This is a genomic window from Bacteroides sp. MSSM.1001136sp1_RTP21357st2_D2_RTP21359_211015, assembly GCF_040913205.1.
GTDB lineage: Bacteria > Bacteroidota > Bacteroidia > Bacteroidales > Bacteroidaceae > Bacteroides > Bacteroides ovatus.
Genome location: NZ_JBDFVF010000001.1, coordinates 131,088 through 156,151 on the forward strand (window position 1 = coordinate 131,088; position 25,064 = coordinate 156,151).

Consider the following 25,064-nt stretch of genomic DNA (forward strand, 5'->3'; position numbering starts at 1 on the left):
ATGAGACAGTTTATAGCTTTTATAAAGAAAGAGTTTTATCATATTTTCCGTGACCGGCGAACCATGCTGATTTTGTTGGGGATGCCTGTCGTGCAAATTATTCTATTCGGTTTTGCTATCAGCACGGAAGTGAAGAATGTTCGGTTGGCGGTGCTCGATCCTTCTAATGATGTGGTAACGCGAAAAATAATTGATCGTTTGGATGCCAGTGAGTATTTCACCGTTACTGCACGTTTTCATTCGCCCCAGGAAATGGAAGCTGCTTTCCTAAAGAATGAAGTTGATATGGCGATTGTCTTTAGCGAACGGTTTGCGGATGATCTCTATACGGGTGATGCTCGTGTACAGCTGATAGTAGATGCAACAGATCCCAATATGTCGACTTCGCAAGTTAATTATGCGACAGGAATCGTTTCTATGGTAGGCCAGGAGATGATTCCCCCGAATATGTCGGCTGCCCGCCTGACTCCTGATATCAAATTGCTCTACAACCCGCAGATGAAGAGTGCTTATAACTTTGTTCCGGGAGTGATGGGCTTGATCCTGATGCTGATTTGCGCCATGATGACCTCGATTTCCATTGTTCGTGAGAAAGAAACAGGCACGATGGAAGTATTATTGGTTTCACCTGTGAAGCCGCTATTTATTATTTTGGCAAAGGCTGTACCTTATTTTGTGCTGTCGTTCGTCAATCTGATAACGATCCTTTTGCTTTCGGTCTTTGTGTTGGATGTTCCGGTGGTAGGAAGTTTGTTCTGGTTAATCACGGTATCTTTGCTGTTTATCTTCGTATCATTGGCATTGGGCTTATTGATTTCATCAGTCACACGTACACAGGTTGCGGCCATGCTGGTTTCCGGATTGATGCTGATGATGCCCACAATGCTTTTATCGGGCATGATTTTCCCTATAGAGAGTATGCCGGTGATACTTCAATGGATCTCGGATATACTTCCGGCACGTTGGTATATACAGGCTGTGCGTAAACTGATGATTGAAGGAGTACCAGTTGCATTGGTGTATAAAGAGATTGGTATCTTGTTATTGATGGCGACGGTACTTATTACGATCAGTATCAAGAAATTTAAGTATAGATTGGAATAATATGTCGATATGCCAATTGGCTGTATGAATACTATACAGTGTGCTAATGGGCAGATTGATAAATGGAAGAATTATTTATGATAAAGTTCCTGATAGAAAAAGAGTTTAAACAATTGCTTCGCAATTCGTTTCTTCCGAAATTGATTCTTGTATTTCCATGCATGATTATGCTGCTGATGCCTTGGGCGGTAAATCTGGAAATCAAGAATATACAGCTGAATATTGTGGATAATGACCATTCGGCTATTTCACAACGTTTAGTCAATAAGATTGCCGCCTCTACCTATTTCCGTCTGGTGGAAGTGCCGGCTTCGTATGAAGAAGGCCTACGGAATATTGAAATTGGAACGGCGGATATTGTGATGGAAATTCCGCGGCATCTGGAACGGGATTGGATGAATGGAGAAGATACCCACATACTGATAGCAGCCAATGCTGTGAATGGGACAAAAGGAGGGCTGGGGAGTTCTTATCTATCTTCTATTATTAATGATTATGCAGCCGAGCTGCGTTCGGAATATCCTGCAACTGCTACAGTCTCCGGTGCTTTCCCTTCGATAGGCATTGATACACAGGGGTTGTTTAATCCGAATCTGAACTATAAACTCTATATGATTCCGGCATTGATGGTCATGTTATTAACTTTGATTTGTGGTTTCTTGCCTGCATTGAATATAGTTAGCGAGAAGGAAGTAGGAACGATTGAGCAAATCAATGTGACGCCGGTTCCGAAGTTTATCTTTATTTTGGCAAAGCTCCTGCCTTACTGGTTGATTGGTTTTGTGGTGCTGACTGTATGTTTCATATTAGCTTGGTTAATTTATGGCATAGTGCCGGTCGGTCATTTTCTATTGATTTACTTTTTCGCAGTTCTTTTCGTTCTGGTAATGTCCGGTTTCGGACTTGTTATTTCCAACTACTCGGCAACGATGCAACAGTCTATGTTTGTTATGTGGTTCTGTTTGTTGGTTGTAATTTTGATGAGTGGTTTGTTTACTCCCATTAGCAGTATGCCGGAATGGGCTCAAATAATAACCAGGCTCAATCCTTTGAGGTATTTTATGGAAGTGATGCGAATGGTGTATTTAAAGGGTAGTGGTTTCTTTGATTTACTGCCACAGTTTGGAGTATTGTTGTTTTTTGCAGTAGTGTTTAATAGTTGGGCAGTGATTAGTTATCGGAAGAATAACTAAGGATAATAATATAAAAACAGCTCGTTTCCTTTTCAGGGAAAGAGCTGTTTTATTACTTCTTATCACCGTTTCCGGTGAACAGCAAGTGGTTACCGTATTACTTTATTTCGATTTGCCGATTGGGCTTCTTCACTTCTTCTTCAGAGAGTTTCGGAAGTTCGATGTTTAAAACACCATGTTCTACGGATGCAGCAATTTTTTCTTTGTCCACATTGTCCGGTAGAATCATTGTTTGCTGGAACTTAGAGTATGAGAATTCGCGACGCAGATAGCGACCGTCTTTCTTTTCCTCCTTGTTTTCAGTCTTCTTCTCCATGCTGATAACGAGGTTGTTGTCTTCATCAATGCGAACATTGAAATCATCCTTCGTCATACCAGGAGCAGCCAATTCCACTTTGTACTCTTTTTCTGTTTCCAAAACATTAATTGCAGGTGCAGTAGCATTTGCTTTTACCATCCAATCGTTATCAAAGAAATCATTAAAGATACTTGGTAACCAACTTTGAGTTCTTCTAACAGGCATCATAATTTTAGTCTCCTATCTTTAAGTTAAACATTCAATTAATAAATTTAGAACTTCGGCATTTTCACTTCCGATGGTATCGGTTATCCCGCCTTCCATCGTCCGCTCTCGAACCGTTGTTCGCTTCTATAAATGCAAACCTTATGCCAAGAGATTTTAGAAACTAAAATTGTCTATTTGTCATTTTTATAATGTCATTTTTGCAATATAAATGACAAAATGTATCCTGTTTTTATTTATTTTATATAAGATAGATATTAATTTGATAACCTGTTTACTTCTTCTCGATCAGTTTGAACCTTATTCTTAGTGTTTGCCTTTCTTCGTCATAATCATAACTAATGATTTTGAAGGTACCCACTTCAGAAGTATGGGATACATGCAATCCGATGCAGGCGCAGGCATCATAATCTCCAATGCGGACAATGCGAAGAGTTTCGCTTGCATCGGCAGGTAGCTTACTTAAATCTACAATATCTTTGGCCTGTTCATGAGTCATAAACTCAACAGTCACAGGTAGGTTCTGACTGATTACCTCGTTCACTCTATCTTCAATAGACTGGATTTGTTCCGCTGTCGGACATGACGAAAGTATATAGTCACATTTGCTTTTTTTTCTTTCGATGTGGGCATTGCGAGAACGTGGGCAGCCAAAGGTTTTCACCATGGTGGCATTGAGTAAATGCTCTGCTGTATGCATAGGAGGGTATTCCTGCTTGTTGTGATCGTTGAGTTGAATTTGTTGTTCCATAAATTATTTCAATAACTTTTTATCTTTAATATCTTCTAATATGTTCATTTGTTGAATTGCTATTTGATTTAATTTGATGAGTCTATCCTTTTGTGCCAAACCTTCGTTTATGAAAACTGCATTTAAGTTTTCCATATTTGATAAGCAGATAAGTTCGTTGATTGAGGCATAATCGCGGATATTTCCTTTTAAATCAGGGTGTGTATCCCGCCATTCTAAGGCTGTCATTCCAAACATGGCTACATTAAGGACATCAGCTTCGCTGGCATAAATCATAGATGTTTGCTGTGAAGTGATTTCTTGAGGGATAAGATGTTGTTTGATTGCATCAGTATGAATATGGTAATTAATTTTAGATAATTCTCGCTTTGCCGACCAACCAAGTTGAGCTTGCTCTTGCTCTTTGAGACGTTGGAATTCTTTTACTATGTATAATTCAAATTCAACGGAAATCCAACTTGCAAATTTGAATGCAATGTCTTTGTGAGCAAAAGTGCCCCCATATCGTCCTGATTTGGATATAATTCCAATAGCACAGGTGGTTTCTATCCATTTTTGAGGGGAAAGAGTAAACGCATTTAGTCCTGCTTCTTTTTTAAACCCCTCGAATTCGAGGGGTTTAAAATGGGGGTTGTACAATATCTCCCATAATCCTAAATATTCAATGGTCATTCTATTACGTAGCCAGTTGGCAATAACAGCATTGGCATCTGTCGTCTTGTATTTAGCTATGTCGGTTAAGGAAATGTAATCTGTATCGTTGATTTTTAGGATAGTAACATCTGTTTTCTGAACTGTAATCTTTGCCATATTCTGATTTTTCAGTAAAGGTAGAGCTATATTTGGGAATAAAGAAACGTATATCACTTTTTATTCAGAATATGTTAAACTCACTTCCATGCATCGGAGGTATCTCGCTTATTCAATTATTATTTTCTCTCCCAAGAAATGAGGTTGTTTATCTATACCTAAATCTATAAACATTTTGACTCTTGCAAGTAATTCCCGGATGTTAGTTTTCAGTCCGGCATAAGCATTTACATTTTGTGCGTTGTACCCGATGGCGTCTATTCCATTTTTCTCTGCAAGATAGATCGCTCGTTCGTTATGGAAACGTTGGGAGATGATGGTCAGACGATTTTGTCCAAACACTTCTTTGGCACGTACAACAGAGTCGAGAGTCCGGAATCCGGCATAATCTAAATAAATGGATTTTTCAGGAATACCTTTTTGCATGAGTGCTTTCTTCATTTCTTCCGGTTCATTGTAATCCTCTTTACGGTTATCGCCGCTGATGAGGATATATTTAATTTTTCCGGCTTTATATAACTCTACTGTTGCAAGAATCCGATAATCGAAGTATAAATTGTTATTTCCACTTTTCAACTTGGGAGAAGTTCCGAGAAGTAATCCTACATTGTTGGAAGGGATGGTATTTACTTCCGTATATAGTTTGGAGACTGTGTGTTTCTTGATCGTCCTGTTACATACAACTATGCTGATTACACACAGGATAGCAATTATTAGAGTGGTATAAAGCAGTTTGCGTTTCATGTTTCGGATAATAATTGTGACTTCACAAAAATACCATTCTTTTTTAGGAAATCAAGCATATAGACATAAAAAAAGGAGCAACGCCTTGCTCCAACCTTTGTTAACCTTAAATCTAATACTATGAAAAACACAGTGCAAAGATACGGACTATCGTGAAATTAGCAAATAATCCAAGAAAAAACGTATGTTATATAACATAGATTAAGAAAAAGTACCTTCGCCTTAACGGTTATTCGATGTTTTGGGCGATAGACAAATGCGGATGCTTCCATTCTTCTTTCTTCATCAACTTTTTTAATAATTACTATGAACTGATTTAACAGCTGAATTTATTCGAAAAAAGCAAAGCTACAAATAAATTTTAGCACATGCGATTTGCGTTATAAAGATTCAAAAAATAGAAAAATCGAACTATATATTTTAATATATAGTTTATTATTTATATATTTATAATAATACCGGTAAGTGTTCAAGGGGGACTTTTTTAGGTAGGTGTAACCGGCTGCCATATAGCGAGTTATCTGCCTTTGGAGAGCGTTCCACTATGCGTTCGGCAAAAAGGCGCTTTTTTATCCCCCAAATGGAGGCTCTAAACTCATGCGGCAGAGCCTCCGTTTGATACATTCAGAGGCTTTGTTTCAAGTAAATGGAGCCTCTAACTTTTGCTTCCCCAAAGAAAGGTTATTAATATGCGAACGTATATGACTATTTAGAACCGAAACCAACTGAAAAGAACCGATGAGTTTAGAAGCTCCCCGCGTATGGCGTATTTTTGCAGGAAAACTGAAAACAATAACAAATATGCAGAAAAAATCTCTCCCGTCTGACATTTATCAGCACATTATGGCATGGAAATGCACAAAAAATGGCCATACAAAGTATAGTGCATCGCTTTTCTTTTTATCTTTGCATGAAATATAATATTACTAATACTTAATATAAACATGAATAAAAGAAGATGGGGCCAATGGATATTATTGGCTGTTGTTTGCTTGAGTTTCTCGATAGGAGAAAGCTATGCACAGAAAAATGATTTTGCTAATCTACGTCGTTATTCAAAAGAAAATGCTGCACTTCCACAAGCGACAAAGAAAGACAAACGGGTTATTTTTATGGGAAATTCCATTACGGAAGGATGGGTAAGGACTCATCCGGATTTTTTCAAATCAAATGGTTACATTGGCCGTGGAATCAGTGGGCAGACTTCCTATCAATTCTTGTTACGGTTCCGGGAAGATGTGATTAATCTTTCTCCTGCTTTAGTGGTGATTAATGCTGGAACAAATGATGTCGCTGAAAATACACAAGCGTATAATGAAGATTATACATTCGGAAACATTGTTTCTATGGCGGAACTGGCAAAAGCAAATAAAATAAAAGTAATTTTGACTTCCGTATTGCCTGCTGCTGCATTTAAGTGGAGAATGGAAATAAAAGATGTTCCGCAGAAAATTAAATCTTTAAATGACCGGATAGAGGCTTATGCAAGAGCAAATAAAATTCCGTTTGTTAATTATTACAAGGCAATGGTGGTTGACGAAAATCAGGCCTTGAATCCTCAATATACTAAAGATGGAGTTCACCCAACGAGCGAAGGGTATGATATTATGGAACCGTTGATTAAAAATGCCATAGAGAAGGCTCTTTGATTTATCATCGCTTGAAGTAGGAATAATCCAACTATAAGAAATGGGAGGATTGCATGAATAGATTCAGTCGTAATGAACGATCAGTCTATATCTGCAATCCTCCTTAATTTATGCTTTAGAGAGTGGTGCATTATGTCTTTTCAATTTTATATTTTTCATTGAAGGTGACGTATAGACATAAAAAAAGGAGCAACGCCTTGCTCCAACCTTTGTTAACCTTAAATCTAATACTATGAAAAACACAGTGCAAAGATACGGGATTCCGGTAACTTTGCAAATTATCAGCCCTTAATTGGTGTTTTTATAACACTAATTAATAGACTAAATGCGAAGTTACAGGTTTGTTAAGAGTTTCAGCCCTTAACAATCAGGCTATAATAGGTGAACAATGGGGAAATTTTATCCCCATTTCTCTTTCATCAAGTCCTCCAGTTTCAATAATTCGTCACGATATTGTGCGGCTTCGATAAATTCAAGTTTCTTGGCTGCTTCCTGCATCAGTTTGCGGGTACGCTCGATACTCTTTTCCATCTGCGCTTTACTCATATACTGCACTATCGGATCTGCTGCGATATTCGGAGTAGAAGGTTCTACATAAGCATGTCTTTCTTTCAACAGCTCATCTGCCTCTTTTGCATTACCGAATACAGACAAGTTTCTGGCCTTTTTAATCTGTTGCGGGGTAATTCCGTTTGCCTCATTGTATGCCAACTGCTTTTCGCGGCGACGGTTCGTTTCATCAATCGTCAGTTTCATACTATCCGTCATCTTATCAGCATACATGATTACCTTACCGTTCACATTACGCGCGGCACGTCCCGCAGTTTGTGTCAACGAACGGTGGGAGCGGAGGAATCCTTCTTTGTCTGCATCGAGAATAGCGACGAGAGACACTTCCGGAAGGTCGAGACCCTCACGAAGCAGGTTGACCCCGATAAGTACGTCATAAACTCCTTGACGGAGATCATCCATAATCTTTACACGTTCCAGTGTGTCGACATCACTATGGATATAGGTACATCTCACATTATTATTAAGAAGATATTCTGCCAGTTCTTCTGCCATTCGTTTGGTTAGTGTAGTGACGAGTACGCGTTCTTCCTTTTCAATACGGAGCTGGATTTCTTCCATTAAATCGTCAATCTGATTGAGACTCGGACGTACTTCGATGATAGGATCAAGCAGACCGGTAGGACGAATCACCTGTTCCACGACAATTCCTTCCGACTGAATCAATTCATAATCCGCCGGTGTAGCACTGACGTAGATTACTTGTTTTGCCATCTCCTGAAACTCTTCAAATTTCAACGGACGGTTGTCCATAGCGGCAGGCAATCGAAAACCATATTCCACAAGATTGATTTTTCGCGCACGGTCTCCTCCATACATTGCACGGATTTGGGGTACGCTTACGTGGCTTTCGTCGATAACGATCAGGAAATCATCCGGAAAGAAATCGAGCAAACAATAGGGGCGGGTACCGGCAGCACGGCCGTCAAAATAACGGGAATAATTCTCAATTCCGGAACAATGTCCCAATTCCCGGATCATTTCCATATCGTAAGTTACTCGCTCATACAATCGTTTGGCCTCGTATTCTTTGCCGATAGATTCGAAGAAAGCTACTTGCTTGGTTAGATCATCCTCTATTTCATGAATAGCACGGAGAGTAGCCTCTTTGGTAGTCATGAACAGGTTGGCCGGATAAATCTTATAGGCGTCAAATGGTGCGATAGTGACTCCTGTGATAGGATCTACCTCTTCGATGCCGTCAATCTCATCCCCCCAAAAGGTGACACGGAGCAGGTTGTCGGTATAAGCCAGATAAATATCCACTGTGTCGCCCTTGACCCGGAAATTTCCACGGTTCAAGTCGATATCATTGCGGACATACAAACTGTCTACCAAACGACGTAGAAACACATTGCGGTCTATCATCCGTCCCCGTTCTATTTCGATGACATTTTTGTAGAAGTCCGAAGGATTTCCCATACCGTAGATACAAGATACGGAAGAAACCACTACCACGTCTTTTCTTCCGGAGAGTAGGGCGGAAGTGGCAGAGAGTCGGAGCTTGTCGATTTCGTCATTGATGGCGAGATCCTTCTCTATATATGTATCACTGTTCGGCAGATAAGCTTCCGGCTGGTAATAATCATAGTAAGAAACGTAATATTCTACCGCATTATTGGGGAAAAATCCTTTAAACTCACTATAGAGCTGGGCAGCCAGTGTTTTGTTATGGCTCAAAATCAACGTGGGTTTATTGATATTGGCGATCACATTGGCAATGGTAAATGTTTTTCCCGACCCGGTCACTCCCAATAAAGTCTGTGCGGGAACTCCCTGAAGTACCCCTTCAGTAAGTTGTGCTATAGCTTCCGGCTGATCTCCGGTAGGTTTATAAGCTGATGTTAGTTCATAATTCATAGTTAAATCCTAAAAAGTGGAGCAATATTCGGTAAAATAATCGAGATAACAAATCATTTTTCCAAATAAATCCTTTACTTTGCAACATATTAATATCAAAAAACAGATTCATACAACTAGTAATACCAGAAACACATGATTTGGAATGAGAGCATTGAGTGTATGGACCGCGAAAGTCTTCGCAAGATTCAAAGCATACGACTCAAGAAAATTGTAGATTACGTTTATCACAACACGCCTTTCTATCGAAAGAAGATGCAGGAAATGGGGATTACTCCCGATGACATCAATAGTATTGATGATATTGTAAAACTGCCGTTTACCACGAAACATGATTTAAGAGATAATTATCCGTTCGGACTTTGTGCCGTGCCGATGAGCCAAATTGTACGTATTCATGCTTCTTCCGGAACAACCGGAAAACCGACGGTTGTCGGATATACCCGTAAGGACTTGTCTACATGGGCGGAATGTATATCACGTGCTTTTACCGCTTATGGAGCGGGGCGTTCTGATGTTTTTCAGGTATCTTATGGATACGGACTGTTCACGGGCGGATTGGGAGCACATGCAGGAGCCGAAAATATCGGTGCTTCTGTTATTCCGATGTCCAGTGGTAACACGGAAAAACAGATAACCTTGATGCACGATTTCGGATCGACAGTGCTTTGTTGTACTCCTTCCTATGCGCTTTATCTGGCAGATGCAATCAAAGATTCCGGTTTGCCACGTGAAGAATTCCGACTGAAAGTTGGTGCTTTCGGTGCAGAACCCTGGACGGAAAATATGCGTCATGAGATAGAAGAAAAGCTGGGAATCAAAGCATACGATATTTATGGATTGAGTGAGATTGCCGGACCGGGTGTCGGGTACGAGTGCGAATGTCAGCACGGGACTCACTTGAATGAAGACCATTACTTCCCGGAAATCATCGACCCGAATACATTGCAACCGGTGGAATCCGGTCAAACGGGCGAACTGGTATTTACTCATTTAACCAAAGAGGGTATGCCGTTGCTTCGTTACCGTACGCGTGATTTGACGGCCTTGCATCATGATAAATGTTCCTGTGGCCGTACATTGGTACGTATGGATCGTATTTTGGGACGTAGTGATGATATGTTGATTATCCGCGGTGTGAATGTATTCCCGACGCAGATTGAATCAGTCATTCTTGAAATGGAAGAGTTTGAACCGCATTATTTGTTGATAGTAGGTCGTGAAAACAATACCGATACAATGGAACTCCAGGTTGAAGTACGTCCGGAATTCTATTCGGATGAGATCAACAAAATGCTGGCTTTGAAGAAGAAACTGGGAGGACGTTTGCAAAGCGTACTCGGACTGGGAGTCAACGTGAAACTGGTAGAGCCTCGCAGCATTGAACGCAGCGTAGGTAAAGCGAAACGTGTAATTGATAACAGAAAAATGTAAATAAGTATTAGGTATTAAGTATTAAGTATTGACCATGCGGGTGATCTTGGAACTACGGTAATACTTGTTACCTAATACCTAATGCTTGTTACCTAATACTTAATACTTATTACTTAATACTTTAATAAATATGGTAGCAAAACAACTTTCTATTTTTTTGGAAAATAAGTCAGGCCGTTTGACGGAAGTGACTGAAGTGCTGGCGAAAGAAAATATCAATCTTTCTGCCTTGTGCATTGCCGAAAATGCTGATTTTGGTATTTTGCGTGGAATTGTATCCGATCCGGATAGAGCATACAAAGCTTTAAAAGATAATCATTTTGCAGTGAATGTGACTGATGTAGTAGGTATAAGCTGTCCCAATGTGCCGGGTGCTTTGGCAAAAGTGCTGGGATATTTATCAGAAGAGGGTGTATTTATTGAATATATGTATTCGTTTGCCAATAACCATATTGCAAATGTAGTGATTCGCCCCAGCAACCTGGATAAATGTATCGAGGTATTGAAAGAAAAGAAAGTCGATTTACTGGCTGCAAGTGATTTGTATAAACTGTAAATATAACAGTGAGCAATAAATAATGAACGGTAAACAGTTGTGTTATCCAATTCAAGGACAACGCAATTGCTTACCGTTTTTACTATAAATATAGTGACGCTATCCGGTGAAGATAGCGACGGTATATGCCAACGATACCGTTACTATCCCGAACACATACTGTCACTATTGTGATTCGTTTATAATCTGCTGTTTATAGTTTGTCGTTTGTAATTCGACGTCATTTTCTCTCCTTTTGTCGATGTTTAACGCCTTTTATGTATTAAAAAACACAGATTAATTGCTAAATTCCCAGCGAATAAGTAACTTTGCGCATTATTTTTAAATAGGATGAAGAAAAATATCATTATAACTTTGCTTGCGGCGGCTACTCTTACATCATGTGGGGAGTATAATAAATTGCTGAAAAGCACCGATTACGAATACAAGTACGAAGCCGCCAAAAACTATTTTGCGAAGGGGCAGTATAATCGTTCAGCTACGTTGCTGAATGAGTTGATAACCATTCTGAAAGGAACCGATAAAGCGGAAGAATCTTTGTATATGTTGGGAATGAGCTACTATAATCAGAAAGATTATCAGACAGCTGCCCAGACATTTATCACCTATTTCAATACATATCCTCGTGGTACTTTCACCGAATTGGCACGTTTCCATGCAGGTAAGGCTTTATTCCTGGATACTCCGGAACCACGTTTGGATCAGTCAAGCACTTATCAGGCTATCCAGCAGTTGCAGATGTTCATGGAGTATTTCCCGAACAGCACAAAAAAGCAGGAAGCACAGGATATGATTTTTGCTTTACAGGATAAGCTGGTTTTGAAAGAGCTTTATTCAGCAAGGCTATATTATAATCTGGGTAATTATTTAGGCAATAACTATGAGTCTTGTGTAATCACAGCTCAAAATGCATTGAAGGATTATCCTTATACTGATTATCGTGAAGAACTTTCCATTTTGGTTCTGCGTGCAAGACACGAAATGGCTATCTATAGCGTTGAAGACAAGAAGATGGATCGTTACCGCGAAACGATTGATGAATATTACGCTTTTAAGAATGAATTTCCTGAAAGTAAATATTTGAAAGAAGCCGAGAAGATATTCAATGAATCACAGAAAGTAATTAAAGACTAAATTTAAATAGATTTATGGACTACAAAAAAACGAATGCTCCTGCTACAACAGTAACCCGTGACATGATGGAACTCTGTGCTGATACAGGTAATGTTTATGAAACAGTTGCCATTATTGGTAAGCGTGCTAATCAGATCAGTGTAGAAATCAAAAACGATCTTTCTAAGAAACTGGCAGAGTTTGCTTCTTACAATGACAATTTGGAAGAAGTGTTTGAAAATAGAGAGCAAATCGAAATTTCTCGTTATTATGAGAAATTGCCGAAACCGGACTTGATTGCTACGCAAGAATACATCGAAGGGAAAATATATTATAGAAATCCGGCTAAGGAGAAAGAAAAACTTCAGTAATTTATTTTCTGACGAAGAATTTGATAGTCAAGTAGTAAGTGGGATGATGATCCCTGCTCCTTATTGCTTGGCTATTATTGTTTAACTCAACTACTATTTAGAATACTTATGATTCAACGAATTCAAACTGTTTATTTATTGATTGTTGTAGGATTGCTGATTACAGCCATGTGTTTGCCGATGGGCTACTTCATTGATGCGATGGGAGAACATCCTTTTAAGGCATTAGGATTGGAAGTAAACGGTGCTATTCAGTCTACATGGGGCTTATTCGGAATTCTGATGGTTAGCACCATCGTGGCTGTGGCTACTATCTTTTTGTATAAGAACCGTATGCTGCAGATTCGTATGACAATTTTCAATAGCTTATTATTGGTAGGTTATTACATTGCTGCCCTTGCTTTTTATTTTGCATTGAAGAATGATGAAAATATGTTCCGTATAGGCTGGGCATTGTGTTTGCCGCTTGTTTCTATCATCCTGAACATACTGGTTATCCGTGCTATCGGACGGGATGAGGTGATGGTAAAAGCTGCGGATAGATTGCGATAAAAAGGGCTAAAGCCCCCAGAAATAGAAATCCCCGCTAATTCGTTTAGAGTTAGTGGGGATTTTTTTTAGTTCGTTGTGAATGAGATCTTTAAATAAGAGGTTTTAATCTCTTCCTCCTTGAAAGAGGGGTTATTTCTTCAAATCAAATAAATATGTGAGCTTTATGGTAATGGTTCCATGCGCTGCACGGGCGAAATAATCTTTCTTAGTAGTGCTGTAGAAATCAGACAGGGCAAAGTAATAACGGCCTTCAACGATGAAGCTACCAGCTTTCTTTGTTCTAAGTTCTACACCACCACCACCGGCAATACCATAGTCAAATTTATTTTGAATCTTAACTCCGTACAGGGCTTTCTGTGTATCAGATAAGCTATTCATATCAATACCTTTTATTGTTTCCGATTCACTGATTAGAAAGCTGATTTGAGGACCTGCATGGACAAAGAATTGCAATCCTCTGTCTCGTCCGAAAGCGAGGTGAGCGAGGAAAGGAATATCTATATAAGTCATTTTGCGGGTGTAAGTTTTAGTAGGGTCCTTCGAAGTGACTTCATATCCGTTGGCGTCCAGTGATATTGTTTCAAATAATTGGTCCCAGCCTCGTTGCGAGACATTCAACTCGACCTGTGCGCCACAAATCATGGCAAAATACTTCTCGGATATATAACGTGCTGTCAAACCTCCGGTAATTCCCATCAGGCTATTTTGCTTGATGGTGGGAGTAAAAGAAGCACTGTTTAAATTGACACCTCCATTGATACCTACCGATAAATTGTTTCGTGCTTCTCCGATTTGAGCGACAGCAGGAAGGGCAAATCCTGTAAGTAGGAGTGTTGCGATCAAAAATGGTTTTATCTTTATCATTTTCGTATTATTCGAAGTCAAGTTTTACTAATTCAAAATTCTTAGTGAAACGTATGAAGAACACCTTTTTATTAATAAATCCTCCCCAGTTGTTTACACGCTCGAATTTGAATCCGGTCTGGATAGGAGTCAGGTTCATTTTAGGCAGATTGTTTTCCAGTTCCGAGCCATAAAGCGATAATCCTTTCAGGAAGAAGAAGCCGGTGTCAAAACCCAGCATTGCGTAATTAGGGTATTTGCTTGCCAAATCTTTGCTATACCATTTATGGTAAGCATTGGTAAACTGCACAGCTGCCGGGAACAACGTATTCGTATAGAATGAAGAATAGAAATATACATCCAATTCAAAGAAGTTTTCCAGATGATCTCTGGTATAGGTCTGCCATTCCGGATAGCCGAACAGATGAATATTCTCTGCAGGATTCTCTCTGACTAACAGCGTCAGTTGAGGAAGTATCTTAATTAGTAAGACGTTGTTGCCTGATGTCGGAATAAAGATGTTTTCTTTATCACTGCGGAGCGCTGCTTTCAACGTTTCTTTCGTTGCGCTTTCACTGACGTTTCTCATTGGAATTCCTTTACTTTTCAACTCTTGTTTCAAGCCGCTGATAAATTCCGCTTTCTCCTTATCAACGCTCGCCGGTTCTATGAAGATAACGTTTGCATTGGGAAATTGACGGGTGAAGTGCTCGTAAACTTCTGAATATAAGTAAGATTGAGGCGTATTGATCTGATAAACAGCTGGGTTGTTGAATACCTCTTCTCCTTTTTGAGAGAAAGGAATCACCAGGCGTATGTCGTTCTTCTCTGCGAAGTCGGACAATGGCTTTATTTGATTCTGATGCATCGGACCGAAGATGATATTCATACTTTTCATCTCGTTCTTGGCAAGAATCGTATTTAATGTAGAAACCTCTTTTCCGCAATCATATACATATAGATCAAGAGAAATACCTGTACGCTTCAGACTGTCTACTGCCATCAGGAAACCTTCGTAATATTCCACCATGCGTTTGTCTTCCTGGAAAGGCAACAATAAAGCTGCTTTAATGGTAGACAGCTTTTGGGGAGTCTCTTTACTTTTGCGGAAAAGCTCGCTATTGCTGGGAGGAATAGCGTAAGGATCTTCCTTCTGTGTAGGTTGCACGGTCGTTGCTGCCGGGTAAGGGATGCAAAGGAATTGTCCCTTTTTCATGCCTTTTTTCAGTTCCGGGTTAGCTGCAATTAACTCCTGCTCGCTGATTCCATATTCACGGCTCACGCTAAAAATAGTCTCTTTGCGTTTTACCTTATGCATATCCTTGCATTTCGGCACAACAGGACCTTGAATGGTGGTCTGTTCGGTAGGCGTTTGAGTTGCAGTAGCAGTTTGCTCTTCTTTTTTCTGCGGAATCAGGATGACCTGTCCGATGCGGAAATTTTCGGCACTCAAACCGGGGTTTGCTTCACAAATATCTTTGGCGGATACATTATACATGGTTGTCAGTTTGTATAGTGTTTCTCCGGCTTGAATCGTATGGAATGTTTCTCCCTTCTGACTCTCTTTTCCCGTAGGAATTTTGATTGTCTGTCCGGCATAGATCTTTTCGTCACAGCCCGGATTCAGACGTATAATGTCTGATGTAGTGACATTATACATCTTGGAGATGGAGTATAAACTTTGTCCTTTTTCGATGGTATGCAAGAAATATGATTGGTTTTCTTGTGCATAACTGATAGCATATGAAACGCTTATAAAAAGCAAAAATAAGAATATACGGTTTATCGGTTTCATCAAATTATAACTATTGGTTCTTGAAATCAAGGAACAAAGGTACAAATAATGCCCTATATCTTCATAAGATTTGAGTTAAGAAAATAATATTGTGCTTTTTTAGGAGCATATTTCGGGCGGAAACATTAATTTTGCAACATTTATGGAAGGATATGAATATGCAGGAAACAGAATATATTAATGTGTACGGTGCGCGCGTGCACAATTTAAAGGATATTGATGCCGAAATTCCCCGTAACAGTTTGACTGTTATCACCGGATTGAGCGGTAGTGGAAAATCTTCTTTAGCCTTCGATACGATTTTTGCCGAAGGACAGCGTCGTTATATCGAAACTTTTTCAGCGTATGCCCGTAACTTCTTGGGCAATCTGGAACGTCCGGATGTCGATAAGATAACAGGTTTGAGTCCGGTTATCTCCATTGAACAGAAAACAACGAATAAAAATCCCCGTTCTACCGTAGGAACGACTACGGAGATATATGATTATCTCCGTTTGCTGTATGCCCGTGCGGGAGTGGCTTATTCGTATCTGTCGGGTGAGGAGATGGTGAAATATACCGAAGAGCAGATTCTGGACTTGATTCTGAAAGATTATAAAGGAAAGAAAATATATCTGCTGGCTCCGCTAGTTCGTTCACGTAAGGGACATTACAGGGAACTTTTCGAACAAATACGTAAAAAAGGATACCTGTATGTGCGGGTGGACGGAGAAGTGCGTGAAATCACGCATGGTATGAAACTCGACCGCTATAAAAATCACGATGTAGAAGTGGTTATTGATAAATTAGTGGTAGCGGAGAAAGATGACCGGCGCTTGAAACAGAGTGTGGCAACCGCTATGCGCCAGGGAGATGGGTTGATGATGATTCTGGATGCCCAATCTGAAAGTATCCGTCATTATAGTAAGCGGCTCATGTGTCCCGTCACCGGATTGTCTTATCGTGAACCGGCTCCGCATAACTTCTCATTCAATTCACCGCAAGGAGCATGTCCGAAGTGTAAGGGATTGGGAGTAGTCAATCAGATTGATGTGGACAAAGTGATTCCCGATCGTGAACTTTCCATTTATGAAGGAGCGATAGCACCTTTGGGAAAATATAAGAATGCGATGATTTTCTGGCAAATCGGTGCTTTGCTCGAGAAGTACGACGCAACACTGAAAACTCCGATAAAGGAGTTACCGGACGATGCGATTGATGAAGTCTTGTACGGTTCTGATGAACGGATTAAAATCAAGAGTTCGCTGATCGGTACTTCCTCCGATTACTTTGTTACTTACGAAGGAGTGGTGAAGTATATTCAGATGTTGCAGGAAAAGGATGCTTCTGCAACAGCACAGAAATGGGCGGAACAATTTGCCAAAACAACGGTTTGTCCCGAATGTAAAGGGGCTCGTTTGAATAAAGAAGCTTTGCATTTTCGTATCCATGATAAGAATATCAATGAGTTGGCGAATATGGACATCAACGAGTTGTACGACTGGTTGATGAAGGTGGATGAGTTCCTGTCCGATAAGCAGAAGAAAATATCGGTGGAGATTCTGAAAGAGATTCGCACACGTTTGAAGTTCTTGCTGGACGTGGGTCTGGATTATCTGGCATTGAATCGTAGCTCTGTTAGTCTTTCCGGTGGTGAGAGTCAGCGTATCCGCTTGGCTACACAGATTGGTTCGCAATTAGTGAATGTACTTTATATTCTCGACGAGCCGAGTATCGGTCTGCATCAGCGTGATAATCTGCGTCTTATCAACTCGTTGAAAGAACTCCGCGACATGGGGAACTCCGTGATTGTAGTGGAACATGATAAGGATATGATGCTGGCTGCCGATTATGTCATCGATATGGGTCCGAAAGCCGGACGTCTCGGAGGCGAAGTCGTTTTCGCCGGAACCCCGCAGGAGATGCTGAATACAGATACAATGACTTCGCAATATCTGAATGGCAAGATGAAGATAGAAATCCCTGCCAAGCGTAGAAAAGGAAATGGGAAATCTATCTGGCTGAAAGGAGCGAAGGGGAATAACCTGAAGAATGTAGATGTTGAATTTCCGTTAGGTAAACTGATTTGCGTAACTGGTGTGTCAGGAAGTGGAAAATCCACCTTGATTAATGAAACTTTGCAACCGATTCTTTCACAGAAGTTCTATCGTTCTTTGCAAGATCCTTTGGAATATGATTCGATTGAAGGGTTGGAAAATATAGATAAGGTAGTAGATGTGGATCAATCACCTTTGGGACGTACGCCACGCTCCAATCCTGCGACTTATACCGGTGTGTTTTCTGATATCCGTAACCTGTTTGTGGGTCTGCCGGAAGCTAAGATTCGTGGTTATAAACCGGGACGTTTCTCCTTTAATGTTGCAGGTGGGCGTTGTGAAGCATGTACGGGAAATGGTTATAAGACGATTGAAATGAATTTCCTTCCTGATGTATATGTGCCTTGTGAGGTTTGTCACGGTAAACGTTATAACCGGGAAACACTGGAAGTACGTTTCAAGGGAAAATCAATTGCCGATGTACTTGACATGACGATCAACCGTGCTGTGGAATTCTTTGAAAATGTGCCGCAAATCTTGAATAAGATTAAAGTCTTGCAGGATGTCGGACTCGGATATATAAAACTGGGGCAATCTTCTACCACTCTTTCCGGTGGAGAAAGCCAGCGTGTGAAACTGGCAACGGAGCTATCGAAAAGAGATACGGGCAAAACTCTTTATATCCTTGACGAACCGACTACCGGACTTCATTTTGAAGATATCCGTGTATTGATGGGAGTATTGAATAAGCTTGTAGATAAAGGTAATACTGTTATCGTCATCGAGCACAATCTGGATGTGATTAAAATGGCGGATTATATTATCGATATGGGCCCTGAAGGTGGTAAGGGCGGGGGAGAACTCCTTAGTTACGGAACACCGGAAGAAGTTGCGAAGAGCCCTAAAGGATATACACCTAAGTTTCTTCGCGAAGAGCTGGGTCTCTAATTTAAATCATAGAGTGCCAACTTATCGGACAATCTTCGATGAGTTGGCACTTATCATATCATATTCTTTATTTATCAGATATAGAACTTATAAATACAACGAAAATGAAAATCAATAAAACAAATGCCGCACGGCTGTTAGATAAAGCTAAGATAGCCTATGAATTAATTCCCTACGAAGTAGATGAAAACGACTTGAGTGCTGTTCATGTGGCAGCAAGTTTAGGAGAGAATATCGAGCAGGTCTTTAAAACGCTTGTTCTGCACGGCGATAAAAGCGGATATTTTGTCTGTGTCATTCCGGGAGAACATGAAGTTGATTTGAAACTGGCAGCTAAAGCTTCGGGTAACAAGAAGTGCGAGTTGATTCCCGTAAAAGAACTTCTGCCACTTACCGGATATATCCGGGGAGGTTGTTCGCCGATCGGTATGAAAAAGCATTTTCCTACTTATATTCATGAAACCAGCCAACAATTTCCGTATATTTATGTAAGTGCCGGTGTACGGGGACTTCAGATAAAAATAGCTCCGGAAGATTTGATTCGTGAATCCAGGGCGGAAATTTGTCGTTTATTTGAGGAGTAGTTTAACAAATCATTGTGCAAAAACTCGAGAAAAAGTATATATTTGCAAAATATATGTGGTATCGACCATTAAATCATTAATTTAATAATTTATATTCTATGTTTAACAAACACCCTAAAGGACTGATAGCAGCCGCTTTAGCCAATCTAGGTGAGCGTTTTGGCTTTTATACTATGATGGCTATCCTTGTGCTTTTCTTGCAAGCCAAGTTTGGAATGAATGGAAAAGAAGCAGGATTTATTTACTCAACTTTTTATTTTTCTATTTATATTTTGGCGTTGGTCGGAGGTATTATTGCCGATAAAACGAGGAACTACAAAGGAACTATTTTCACAGGAATTGTGTTAATGGCAGTTGGTTATTTATTATTGGCTATTCCATCTAAGACTCCGGTAGATAACAAGATGCTCTATCTGGTTATTACTTGTGCTAGTTTGTTTGTTATTGCATTTGGAAACGGATTATTTAAAGGAAATTTGCAGGCATTGGTAGGACAGATGTACGATAATCCTCAATATGCCAACATGCGTGACTCCGGTTTCTCTTTATTTTATATGTTTATTAATATCGGTGCTATTTTTGCTCCGTTTGCAGCTGTAGGCGTGCGTAACTGGTGGTTATCTACTTTCGGTTATAATTATGATGCTGATCTTCCTGCTTTGTGCCATGGTCAATTAGCAGGTACTTTGTCGCCTGAAGCTACTGAAACTTATCATACCTTAGTTACCAAAGCTTCTACTGCTCCTGTACAAGACTATACGGCTTTCGCTTCAGATTATTTGAATGTCTTTACTACTGGATTCCATTACGCATTCGGGGTAGCTATTATTGCTATGGCTATTTCTTTAACCATTTATTGGTTGAATAAGAAAAACTTCCCGGATCCCAGCAAAAAGACCGTTGCTTCTTCAGCATCTTCTACAGTTGTAGAAATGAGTGCACAGGAAGTAAAACAACGTATGTATGCTCTGTTTGCTGTATTTGGTGTTGTTATTTTCTTTTGGTTTTCATTCCATCAAAATGGTCTGACTTTGACTTATTTTGCGAAAGAATATACTGACTTGAATCTGTTTGGTATGCCTATTTCAGCAGAGCTCTTCCAATCGTTAAATCCATTTTTTGTAGTGTTCCTGACTCCGGTGATTATGGCTATTTTTGCAAGTCAGCGTAGACGTGGTAAAGAGCCTTCGACTCCTAAAAAGATTGCCATCGGTATGGGAATTGCTGCATTGGCATTTATTGTAATGGCAGTCGGATCTTATTTTGCTAATTTGCCGTTGCATGAGGATATTGTAGCTGTTGGAACTTCACCAGTGAAAGTTACTCCATTTTTATTGATGCTGACCTATCTGATCTTAACAGTAGCTGAACTGTATATCTCTCCATTGGGAATTTCATTTGTATCTAAGGTTGCTCCTCCTAAATATCAAGGTATTATGCAAGGAGGATGGCTGGGAGCAACAGCACTGGGTAATCAGTTGCTAGTGATTGGTGCTATCCTGTACGAATCAATTCCTATTTGGATGACATGGACTGTGTTTGTTGTAGCTTGTACGATTTCAATGTTTACAATGATTTTCATGTTAAAATGGCTGGAACGTGTAGCGAAATAAAATCTTGCCATTAACTAAATAAACAAAATGCCCCGGAACAAGTATCATAAATGTTCCGAGGCATTTTGTTTGTATATCAAATATCCAGTCCCATAATATAATCATTCATATAATACCCGTTACCAATCGGGAAATCACCTTCCCGCAACTTTCTCATTCCCATGTGCTCGTAAAACTGCAAAGCCTTATTATTACGATTTACGTTGAGCTCCATCAAACAAGGTTCCGGGTGTATTTCTTTGATACACTTGATTGCTTCCTTGAATAAAAAACTGCCGCAATGCGTGCCCTGAAAACGGGGGAGGACATATATCTTCTGAAGATGGAATACATCCTTTTCCTGTTGTTGAATGGAAACGTATCCGCATGGTTCATTCTCTTTATAAGCAATGGAGTACACATGTCCCTCTTCCTCCATTTGTTTGCGCACATTGGAAGGTGCATACATCCAGTCCATCATATAATCCAGTTGTTCGGGAGATAAAATTTCCTTGTAGGTGGCGGGGAATACCTCCTTTGCCATCTTATGAATAAGCTCGCAATCGGCTACCGTTGCTTTTCGAATTGTAAACATATGTATTTTCTATTTCTTGGTTTAACGGGCACAAATATAGCCATTATTTCTTTTTATAATAAGGTGGAGAGTCTCTAATGTTTTAATTATTATTAATTTATAGTACTTTGTAATGCAAGGTACTAAAGTAATGCATATATTTGTGCATCTAAAAGAAGTGAATAATGAAAGTAGACAATGTAAAATCACAGATGAGGAAAGGCATGCTTGAATATTGTATCATGCTTTTGTTGCACAAGGAGCCCGCTTATGCTTCTGATATTATTCAGAAATTGAAAGAAGCCCAACTGATTGTAGTGGAAGGCACCTTGTATCCATTGCTTACCCGTCTGAAAAATGATGACCTGTTAAGTTATGAGTGGGTAGAATCTACCCAGGGACCTCCCCGCAAATACTATAAACTCACTGAACAAGGAGAAGTCTTTTTGGGAGAGCTGGAAATTTCCTGGAAAGAACTTAACGATACAGTGAATCATATAGCCAATAGATAATCCGAAAAAGAAGAAATAAAAATGAAAAAGACATTGACCATAAATTTAGGAGGAATTGTCTATCATATAGATGACGATGCCTACCGACTGTTAGATAATTATCTGTCTAATTTGAAGCATTACTTTCGTAAACAGGAGGGTGCGGAAGAGATCGTAAACGATATTGAGATGCGTATTGCCGAACTGTTTGCAGAGAAAGTAACTGAAGGAAAACAGGTCATCACAGTTTCGGATGTAGAAGAAATTATCGCTCGTGTCGGCAAACCGGAAGACTTTGGAATTGCTGATGAGGATATGGACTCACAGAAAAGAACGGAACAAACATCGTCCGCTAATCAAGGCAGTACGCAAACCGCTGCTCAACGCCGCTGGTTTCGTGATCCGGATAATAAATTGTTGGGAGGCGTAGCGGCAGGATTGGCAGCTTACTTCGGTTGGGACATCACATTAGTGCGTATATTGATGATTATCCTTGTATTTGTACCTTATTGCCCGATGATTATACTTTATATTATCGGATGGATCGTTATTCCGGAAGCCCGTACTGCCGCGGAAAAATTGAGTATGCGTGGAGAAGCAGTGACCATTGAGAATATTGGCAAAACAGTGACAGACGGTTTCGAACGTGTAGCGGACGGAGTTAACAACTATATGAACTCCGGCAAACCTCGTACCTTTCTTCAAAAGATAGGCGATGTATTTGTTTCCATTGCTGCTGTTCTCTTTAAAATATTTCTGGTAGCTCTTGTCATTCTCTGCTGCCCTGTCTTGTTCGTACTGGCCGTTGTACTGGTAGCACTGGTGTTTGCAGCAATTGCCGTGGCAGTTAGCGGAGGAGCACTGCTTTACGAGATGCTGCCTGCCATCGACTGGATGCCGGTTGCTTCCGTATCTCCAATGATGACACTGCTAGGTACGATTGCCGGAGTTGCCCTCATCGGCATTCCGTTAGGAGCTTTCTTGTATACTATCTTGCGGCAATTATTCCATTGGTCACCGATGGGAACGGGTTTGAAATGGTCGCTATTGATTCTATGGATATTGGGTGCAGTCATAATGATTATTAATCTTTCAGCTCTTGGCTGGCAACTGCCTTTGTATGGCTTGCACTGCTCTTAACGAAGTCTCATTCTATTAAAAAAGGATAATATTTATTCCTTTATAAGTAAATGTACCCCGATAGTGTGTCCGGGGTACATTTTTTGTTTACTCTAATTCATCGTAAATCGAGAAATTTTTAGTAAGTTTGTAAATACGTATTCAGGAAATAAAAATGGGTGAACATATATGTTTTAGGAGAAATGAACGTTTAGCGACAGTCAACCCTTATTGGAGAGGAAATCCGATGGTGCGCGGGCGTTTTTTTAATCGGCAGCATCGCTTCCGTCCGGGGATGGGGAGTGTACTGAAATGGCGTCTTTCGCCCAATCCCCAACGCAAAGAGAAGAAAACGGTGAAATGGGATCCGAAAGTTTGTTATCTCCGTTCATTGGATGCGGTGGTGGGAGATTCCCTGATATGGCTCGGACATAATTCTTTCTTTCTCCAGTTAGCAGGTAAACGAATCATGTTCGATCCTGTGTTCGGCAGTATTCCTTTTGTGAAGAGACAGAGCGAGTTTCCCGCTAATCCTGACATATTTACAGGGATTGATTATCTACTTGTCAGCCATGACCATTTCGATCATTTGGATAAACAGAGTATAGCCCGTTTACTGAAGAATAACCCGCAAATGAAACTCTTTTGCGGCTTGGGAACCGGTGAGCTGATTCAGGGATGGTTTCCCGAAATGAAAGTGATTGAAGCCGGATGGTATCAACAAATGGAAGATGAGGGATTGAAGATTACTTTTCTACCGGCACAACACTGGAGCAAACGTTCCGTACGTGATGGTGGCCAGCGACTGTGGGGAGCTTTCATGCTGCAAGGAAATGGAATTTCTCTTTATTATAGCGGTGATACAGGTTATTCCAGTCACTTCCGTGAGATTCCCGATCTGTTCGGAGCACCGGATTATGCTTTGTTAGGCATCGGGGCATACAAACCTCGCTGGTTTATGCGTCCCAATCATATATCGCCTTACGAATCATTGACTGCCGCCGGGGAAATGCATGCTGGTCTTACCATTCCCATGCATTATGGCACATTCGATTTGTCTGACGAGCCTTTGCATGATCCCCCGAAAGTCTTCGCAACAGAGGCTAAGAAACGGAAGATTCCGGTGAAGATTCCCTATTTGGGAGAGATTGTGAAATTGAATAAACAGAAATAATTAGATAAGTACCTGCCATGAATTAATCGTTATTTTTCTAGGTACGGATTTCACGGTTTTTAGTGTTGTTATTGTTGCAAAGTAACCGTGTTAATCTGTGTAATCCGTGCCTAAATTATTATATAAACTAATTATGAATACATATTTACGAATAAAGAGATGAAGAAATTAGAAGTAAAAGATTTGAAAGAAAATTTTTTCGAAGCGATTGGAAAAGAGTGGATGCTGGTTACAGCCGGAACAAAGGAGAAGTTTAACACGATGACAGCAAGTTGGGGTGGCATCGGCTGGTTGTGGAATAAACCGGTTGCTTTCGTTTTTATCCGTCCCGAACGGTATACATACGAGTTTGTAGAGAAGAACGATTACCTGACACTTTCTTTCTTAGGAGAAGAAAATAAGAAAATTCACGCTGTTTGTGGTTCCAAGTCGGGACGTAATATAGATAAAGTAAAAGAAACCGGATTGAAACCTGTATTTACAGAAAAAGGAAATGTCCTGTTCGAGCAGGCACGTTTGAGTCTGGAATGTAAGAAACTTTATGCTGACACTATCAAACCGGAATGTTTTCTGGATAAAGAATCAATAGAGAAGTGGTACGGTGGTGCTCATGGAGGTTTCCATAAGATGTATATTGTAGAAATTGAAAATATTTATTCGGAGTAAATTTAGCGAACT

General features: G+C 40.1%; 23 protein-coding genes. 15 read left to right on the forward strand and 8 right to left on the reverse strand.

Translation table 11 applies throughout. The features are described from left to right. Entirely contained in the window at window positions 1-1,104 is a 1,104-nt protein-coding gene (locus AB5217_RS00505; protein ID WP_004300010.1) for an ABC transporter permease, read from the forward strand. Between the two features lie 77 nt (window positions 1,105-1,181). Then, window positions 1,182-2,297, forward strand: a complete 1,116-nt coding sequence (locus AB5217_RS00510; RefSeq protein WP_032845229.1) for an ABC transporter permease — start codon at window positions 1,182-1,184, stop codon at window positions 2,295-2,297. 97 nt (window positions 2,298-2,394) lie between these two features. Here AB5217_RS00510 and AB5217_RS00515 read toward each other — a convergent pair whose 3' ends face one another. From AB5217_RS00515 to AB5217_RS00530, 4 genes are all read right to left on the reverse strand, one after another. Next, window positions 2,395-2,823 carry an Hsp20/alpha crystallin family protein gene (locus AB5217_RS00515; RefSeq protein WP_004300008.1) on the reverse strand — a complete coding sequence of 143 codons (429 nt, stop codon included), beginning with the start codon at window positions 2,821-2,823 and terminating at the stop codon, window positions 2,395-2,397. Between the two features lie 271 nt (window positions 2,824-3,094). Beyond that, the gene (locus tag AB5217_RS00520; protein ID WP_004303639.1) at window positions 3,095-3,571 is read right to left on the reverse strand and encodes a hypothetical protein; all 477 of its coding nucleotides are present in this window, start codon (window positions 3,569-3,571) and stop codon (window positions 3,095-3,097) included. A gap of 3 nt (window positions 3,572-3,574) precedes the next feature. Then, the gene (locus AB5217_RS00525) at window positions 3,575-4,381 is read right to left on the reverse strand and encodes a KilA-N domain-containing protein (protein WP_032845227.1); all 807 of its coding nucleotides are present in this window, start codon (window positions 4,379-4,381) and stop codon (window positions 3,575-3,577) included. Window positions 4,382-4,489: 108 nt separating this feature from the next. Then, entirely contained in the window at window positions 4,490-5,125 is a 636-nt protein-coding gene (locus AB5217_RS00530) for a vancomycin high temperature exclusion protein (protein WP_032847302.1), read from the reverse strand. Between the two features lie 944 nt (window positions 5,126-6,069). Between AB5217_RS00530 and AB5217_RS00535 the strand changes: the two genes are divergently transcribed. Next, window positions 6,070-6,774: an SGNH/GDSL hydrolase family protein gene (locus AB5217_RS00535; protein WP_004299998.1), complete on the forward strand. Its 705-nt coding sequence runs from the start codon at window positions 6,070-6,072 to the stop codon at window positions 6,772-6,774. A gap of 399 nt (window positions 6,775-7,173) precedes the next feature. On the opposite strand, the gene uvrB is transcribed toward AB5217_RS00535, so the two are convergent. After that, window positions 7,174-9,204: an excinuclease ABC subunit UvrB gene (uvrB, locus tag AB5217_RS00540; RefSeq protein WP_004299995.1), complete on the reverse strand. Its 2,031-nt coding sequence runs from the start codon at window positions 9,202-9,204 to the stop codon at window positions 7,174-7,176. Window positions 9,205-9,339: 135 nt separating this feature from the next. Here uvrB and AB5217_RS00545 point away from each other — a divergent pair, with 135 nt between their 5' ends. From AB5217_RS00545 to AB5217_RS00565, 5 genes are all read left to right on the forward strand, one after another. Next, window positions 9,340-10,638 carry a phenylacetate--CoA ligase family protein gene (locus tag AB5217_RS00545; RefSeq protein WP_032847304.1) on the forward strand — a complete coding sequence of 433 codons (1,299 nt, stop codon included), beginning with the start codon at window positions 9,340-9,342 and terminating at the stop codon, window positions 10,636-10,638. Window positions 10,639-10,768: 130 nt separating this feature from the next. Beyond that, window positions 10,769-11,194 carry an amino acid-binding protein gene (locus AB5217_RS00550; protein WP_032847305.1) on the forward strand — a complete coding sequence of 142 codons (426 nt, stop codon included), beginning with the start codon at window positions 10,769-10,771 and terminating at the stop codon, window positions 11,192-11,194. A 330-nt stretch (window positions 11,195-11,524) separates the two neighbouring features. Then, window positions 11,525-12,328, forward strand: coding sequence for an outer membrane protein assembly factor BamD (locus AB5217_RS00555; RefSeq protein WP_004299990.1), 804 nt, complete (start codon window positions 11,525-11,527; stop codon window positions 12,326-12,328). 14 nt (window positions 12,329-12,342) lie between these two features. Next, complete coding sequence (locus tag AB5217_RS00560) at window positions 12,343-12,678, forward strand: DNA-directed RNA polymerase subunit omega (protein ID WP_004299989.1); 336 nt, start codon at window positions 12,343-12,345, stop codon at window positions 12,676-12,678. Window positions 12,679-12,786: 108 nt separating this feature from the next. After that, a complete protein-coding gene (locus AB5217_RS00565) occupies window positions 12,787-13,230 on the forward strand; it encodes a DUF4293 domain-containing protein (RefSeq protein ID WP_004317902.1) in 444 nt (147 codons plus the stop codon). A 129-nt stretch (window positions 13,231-13,359) separates the two neighbouring features. Here AB5217_RS00565 and AB5217_RS00570 read toward each other — a convergent pair whose 3' ends face one another. Then, window positions 13,360-14,094, reverse strand: coding sequence for a porin family protein (locus AB5217_RS00570; RefSeq protein WP_004299987.1), 735 nt, complete (start codon window positions 14,092-14,094; stop codon window positions 13,360-13,362). 7 nt (window positions 14,095-14,101) lie between these two features. After that, window positions 14,102-15,868 carry a LysM peptidoglycan-binding domain-containing protein gene (locus AB5217_RS00575; RefSeq protein WP_032847306.1) on the reverse strand — a complete coding sequence of 589 codons (1,767 nt, stop codon included), beginning with the start codon at window positions 15,866-15,868 and terminating at the stop codon, window positions 14,102-14,104. A 158-nt stretch (window positions 15,869-16,026) separates the two neighbouring features. Between AB5217_RS00575 and uvrA the strand changes: the two genes are divergently transcribed. The 3 genes from uvrA to AB5217_RS00590 all read left to right on the forward strand — a co-directional run bounded on the left by uvrA (window position 16,027) and on the right by AB5217_RS00590 (window position 21,049). Beyond that, entirely contained in the window at window positions 16,027-18,852 is a 2,826-nt protein-coding gene (uvrA, locus tag AB5217_RS00580) for an excinuclease ABC subunit UvrA (protein ID WP_004303626.1), read from the forward strand. A gap of 104 nt (window positions 18,853-18,956) precedes the next feature. Continuing rightward, the gene (gene ybaK, locus AB5217_RS00585) at window positions 18,957-19,436 is read left to right on the forward strand and encodes a Cys-tRNA(Pro) deacylase (RefSeq protein WP_004309260.1); all 480 of its coding nucleotides are present in this window, start codon (window positions 18,957-18,959) and stop codon (window positions 19,434-19,436) included. Between the two features lie 98 nt (window positions 19,437-19,534). Then, window positions 19,535-21,049 (forward strand): peptide MFS transporter, encoded by a 1,515-nt coding sequence (locus AB5217_RS00590; protein WP_004299982.1) that lies wholly within the window; start codon window positions 19,535-19,537, stop codon window positions 21,047-21,049. A gap of 76 nt (window positions 21,050-21,125) precedes the next feature. Here the strand turns inward: AB5217_RS00590 and AB5217_RS00595 are convergent, their stop codons facing one another. Beyond that, a complete protein-coding gene (locus AB5217_RS00595; protein WP_004299981.1) occupies window positions 21,126-21,623 on the reverse strand; it encodes a GNAT family N-acetyltransferase in 498 nt (165 codons plus the stop codon). Between the two features lie 164 nt (window positions 21,624-21,787). Here AB5217_RS00595 and AB5217_RS00600 point away from each other — a divergent pair, with 164 nt between their 5' ends. From AB5217_RS00600 to AB5217_RS00615, 4 genes are all read left to right on the forward strand, one after another. After that, window positions 21,788-22,114 carry a PadR family transcriptional regulator gene (locus AB5217_RS00600; protein WP_004299980.1) on the forward strand — a complete coding sequence of 109 codons (327 nt, stop codon included), beginning with the start codon at window positions 21,788-21,790 and terminating at the stop codon, window positions 22,112-22,114. 21 nt (window positions 22,115-22,135) lie between these two features. Further along, on the forward strand, window positions 22,136-23,233 hold the full coding sequence (locus tag AB5217_RS00605; RefSeq protein WP_004299979.1) for a PspC domain-containing protein: 1,098 nt from the start codon (window positions 22,136-22,138) through the stop codon (window positions 23,231-23,233). A gap of 154 nt (window positions 23,234-23,387) precedes the next feature. Beyond that, the gene (locus tag AB5217_RS00610) at window positions 23,388-24,386 is read left to right on the forward strand and encodes an MBL fold metallo-hydrolase (protein WP_061447955.1); all 999 of its coding nucleotides are present in this window, start codon (window positions 23,388-23,390) and stop codon (window positions 24,384-24,386) included. Between the two features lie 159 nt (window positions 24,387-24,545). Beyond that, window positions 24,546-25,052 carry a flavin reductase family protein gene (locus AB5217_RS00615; RefSeq protein WP_004299977.1) on the forward strand — a complete coding sequence of 169 codons (507 nt, stop codon included), beginning with the start codon at window positions 24,546-24,548 and terminating at the stop codon, window positions 25,050-25,052. Window positions 25,053-25,064: the final 12 nt, after the last annotated feature.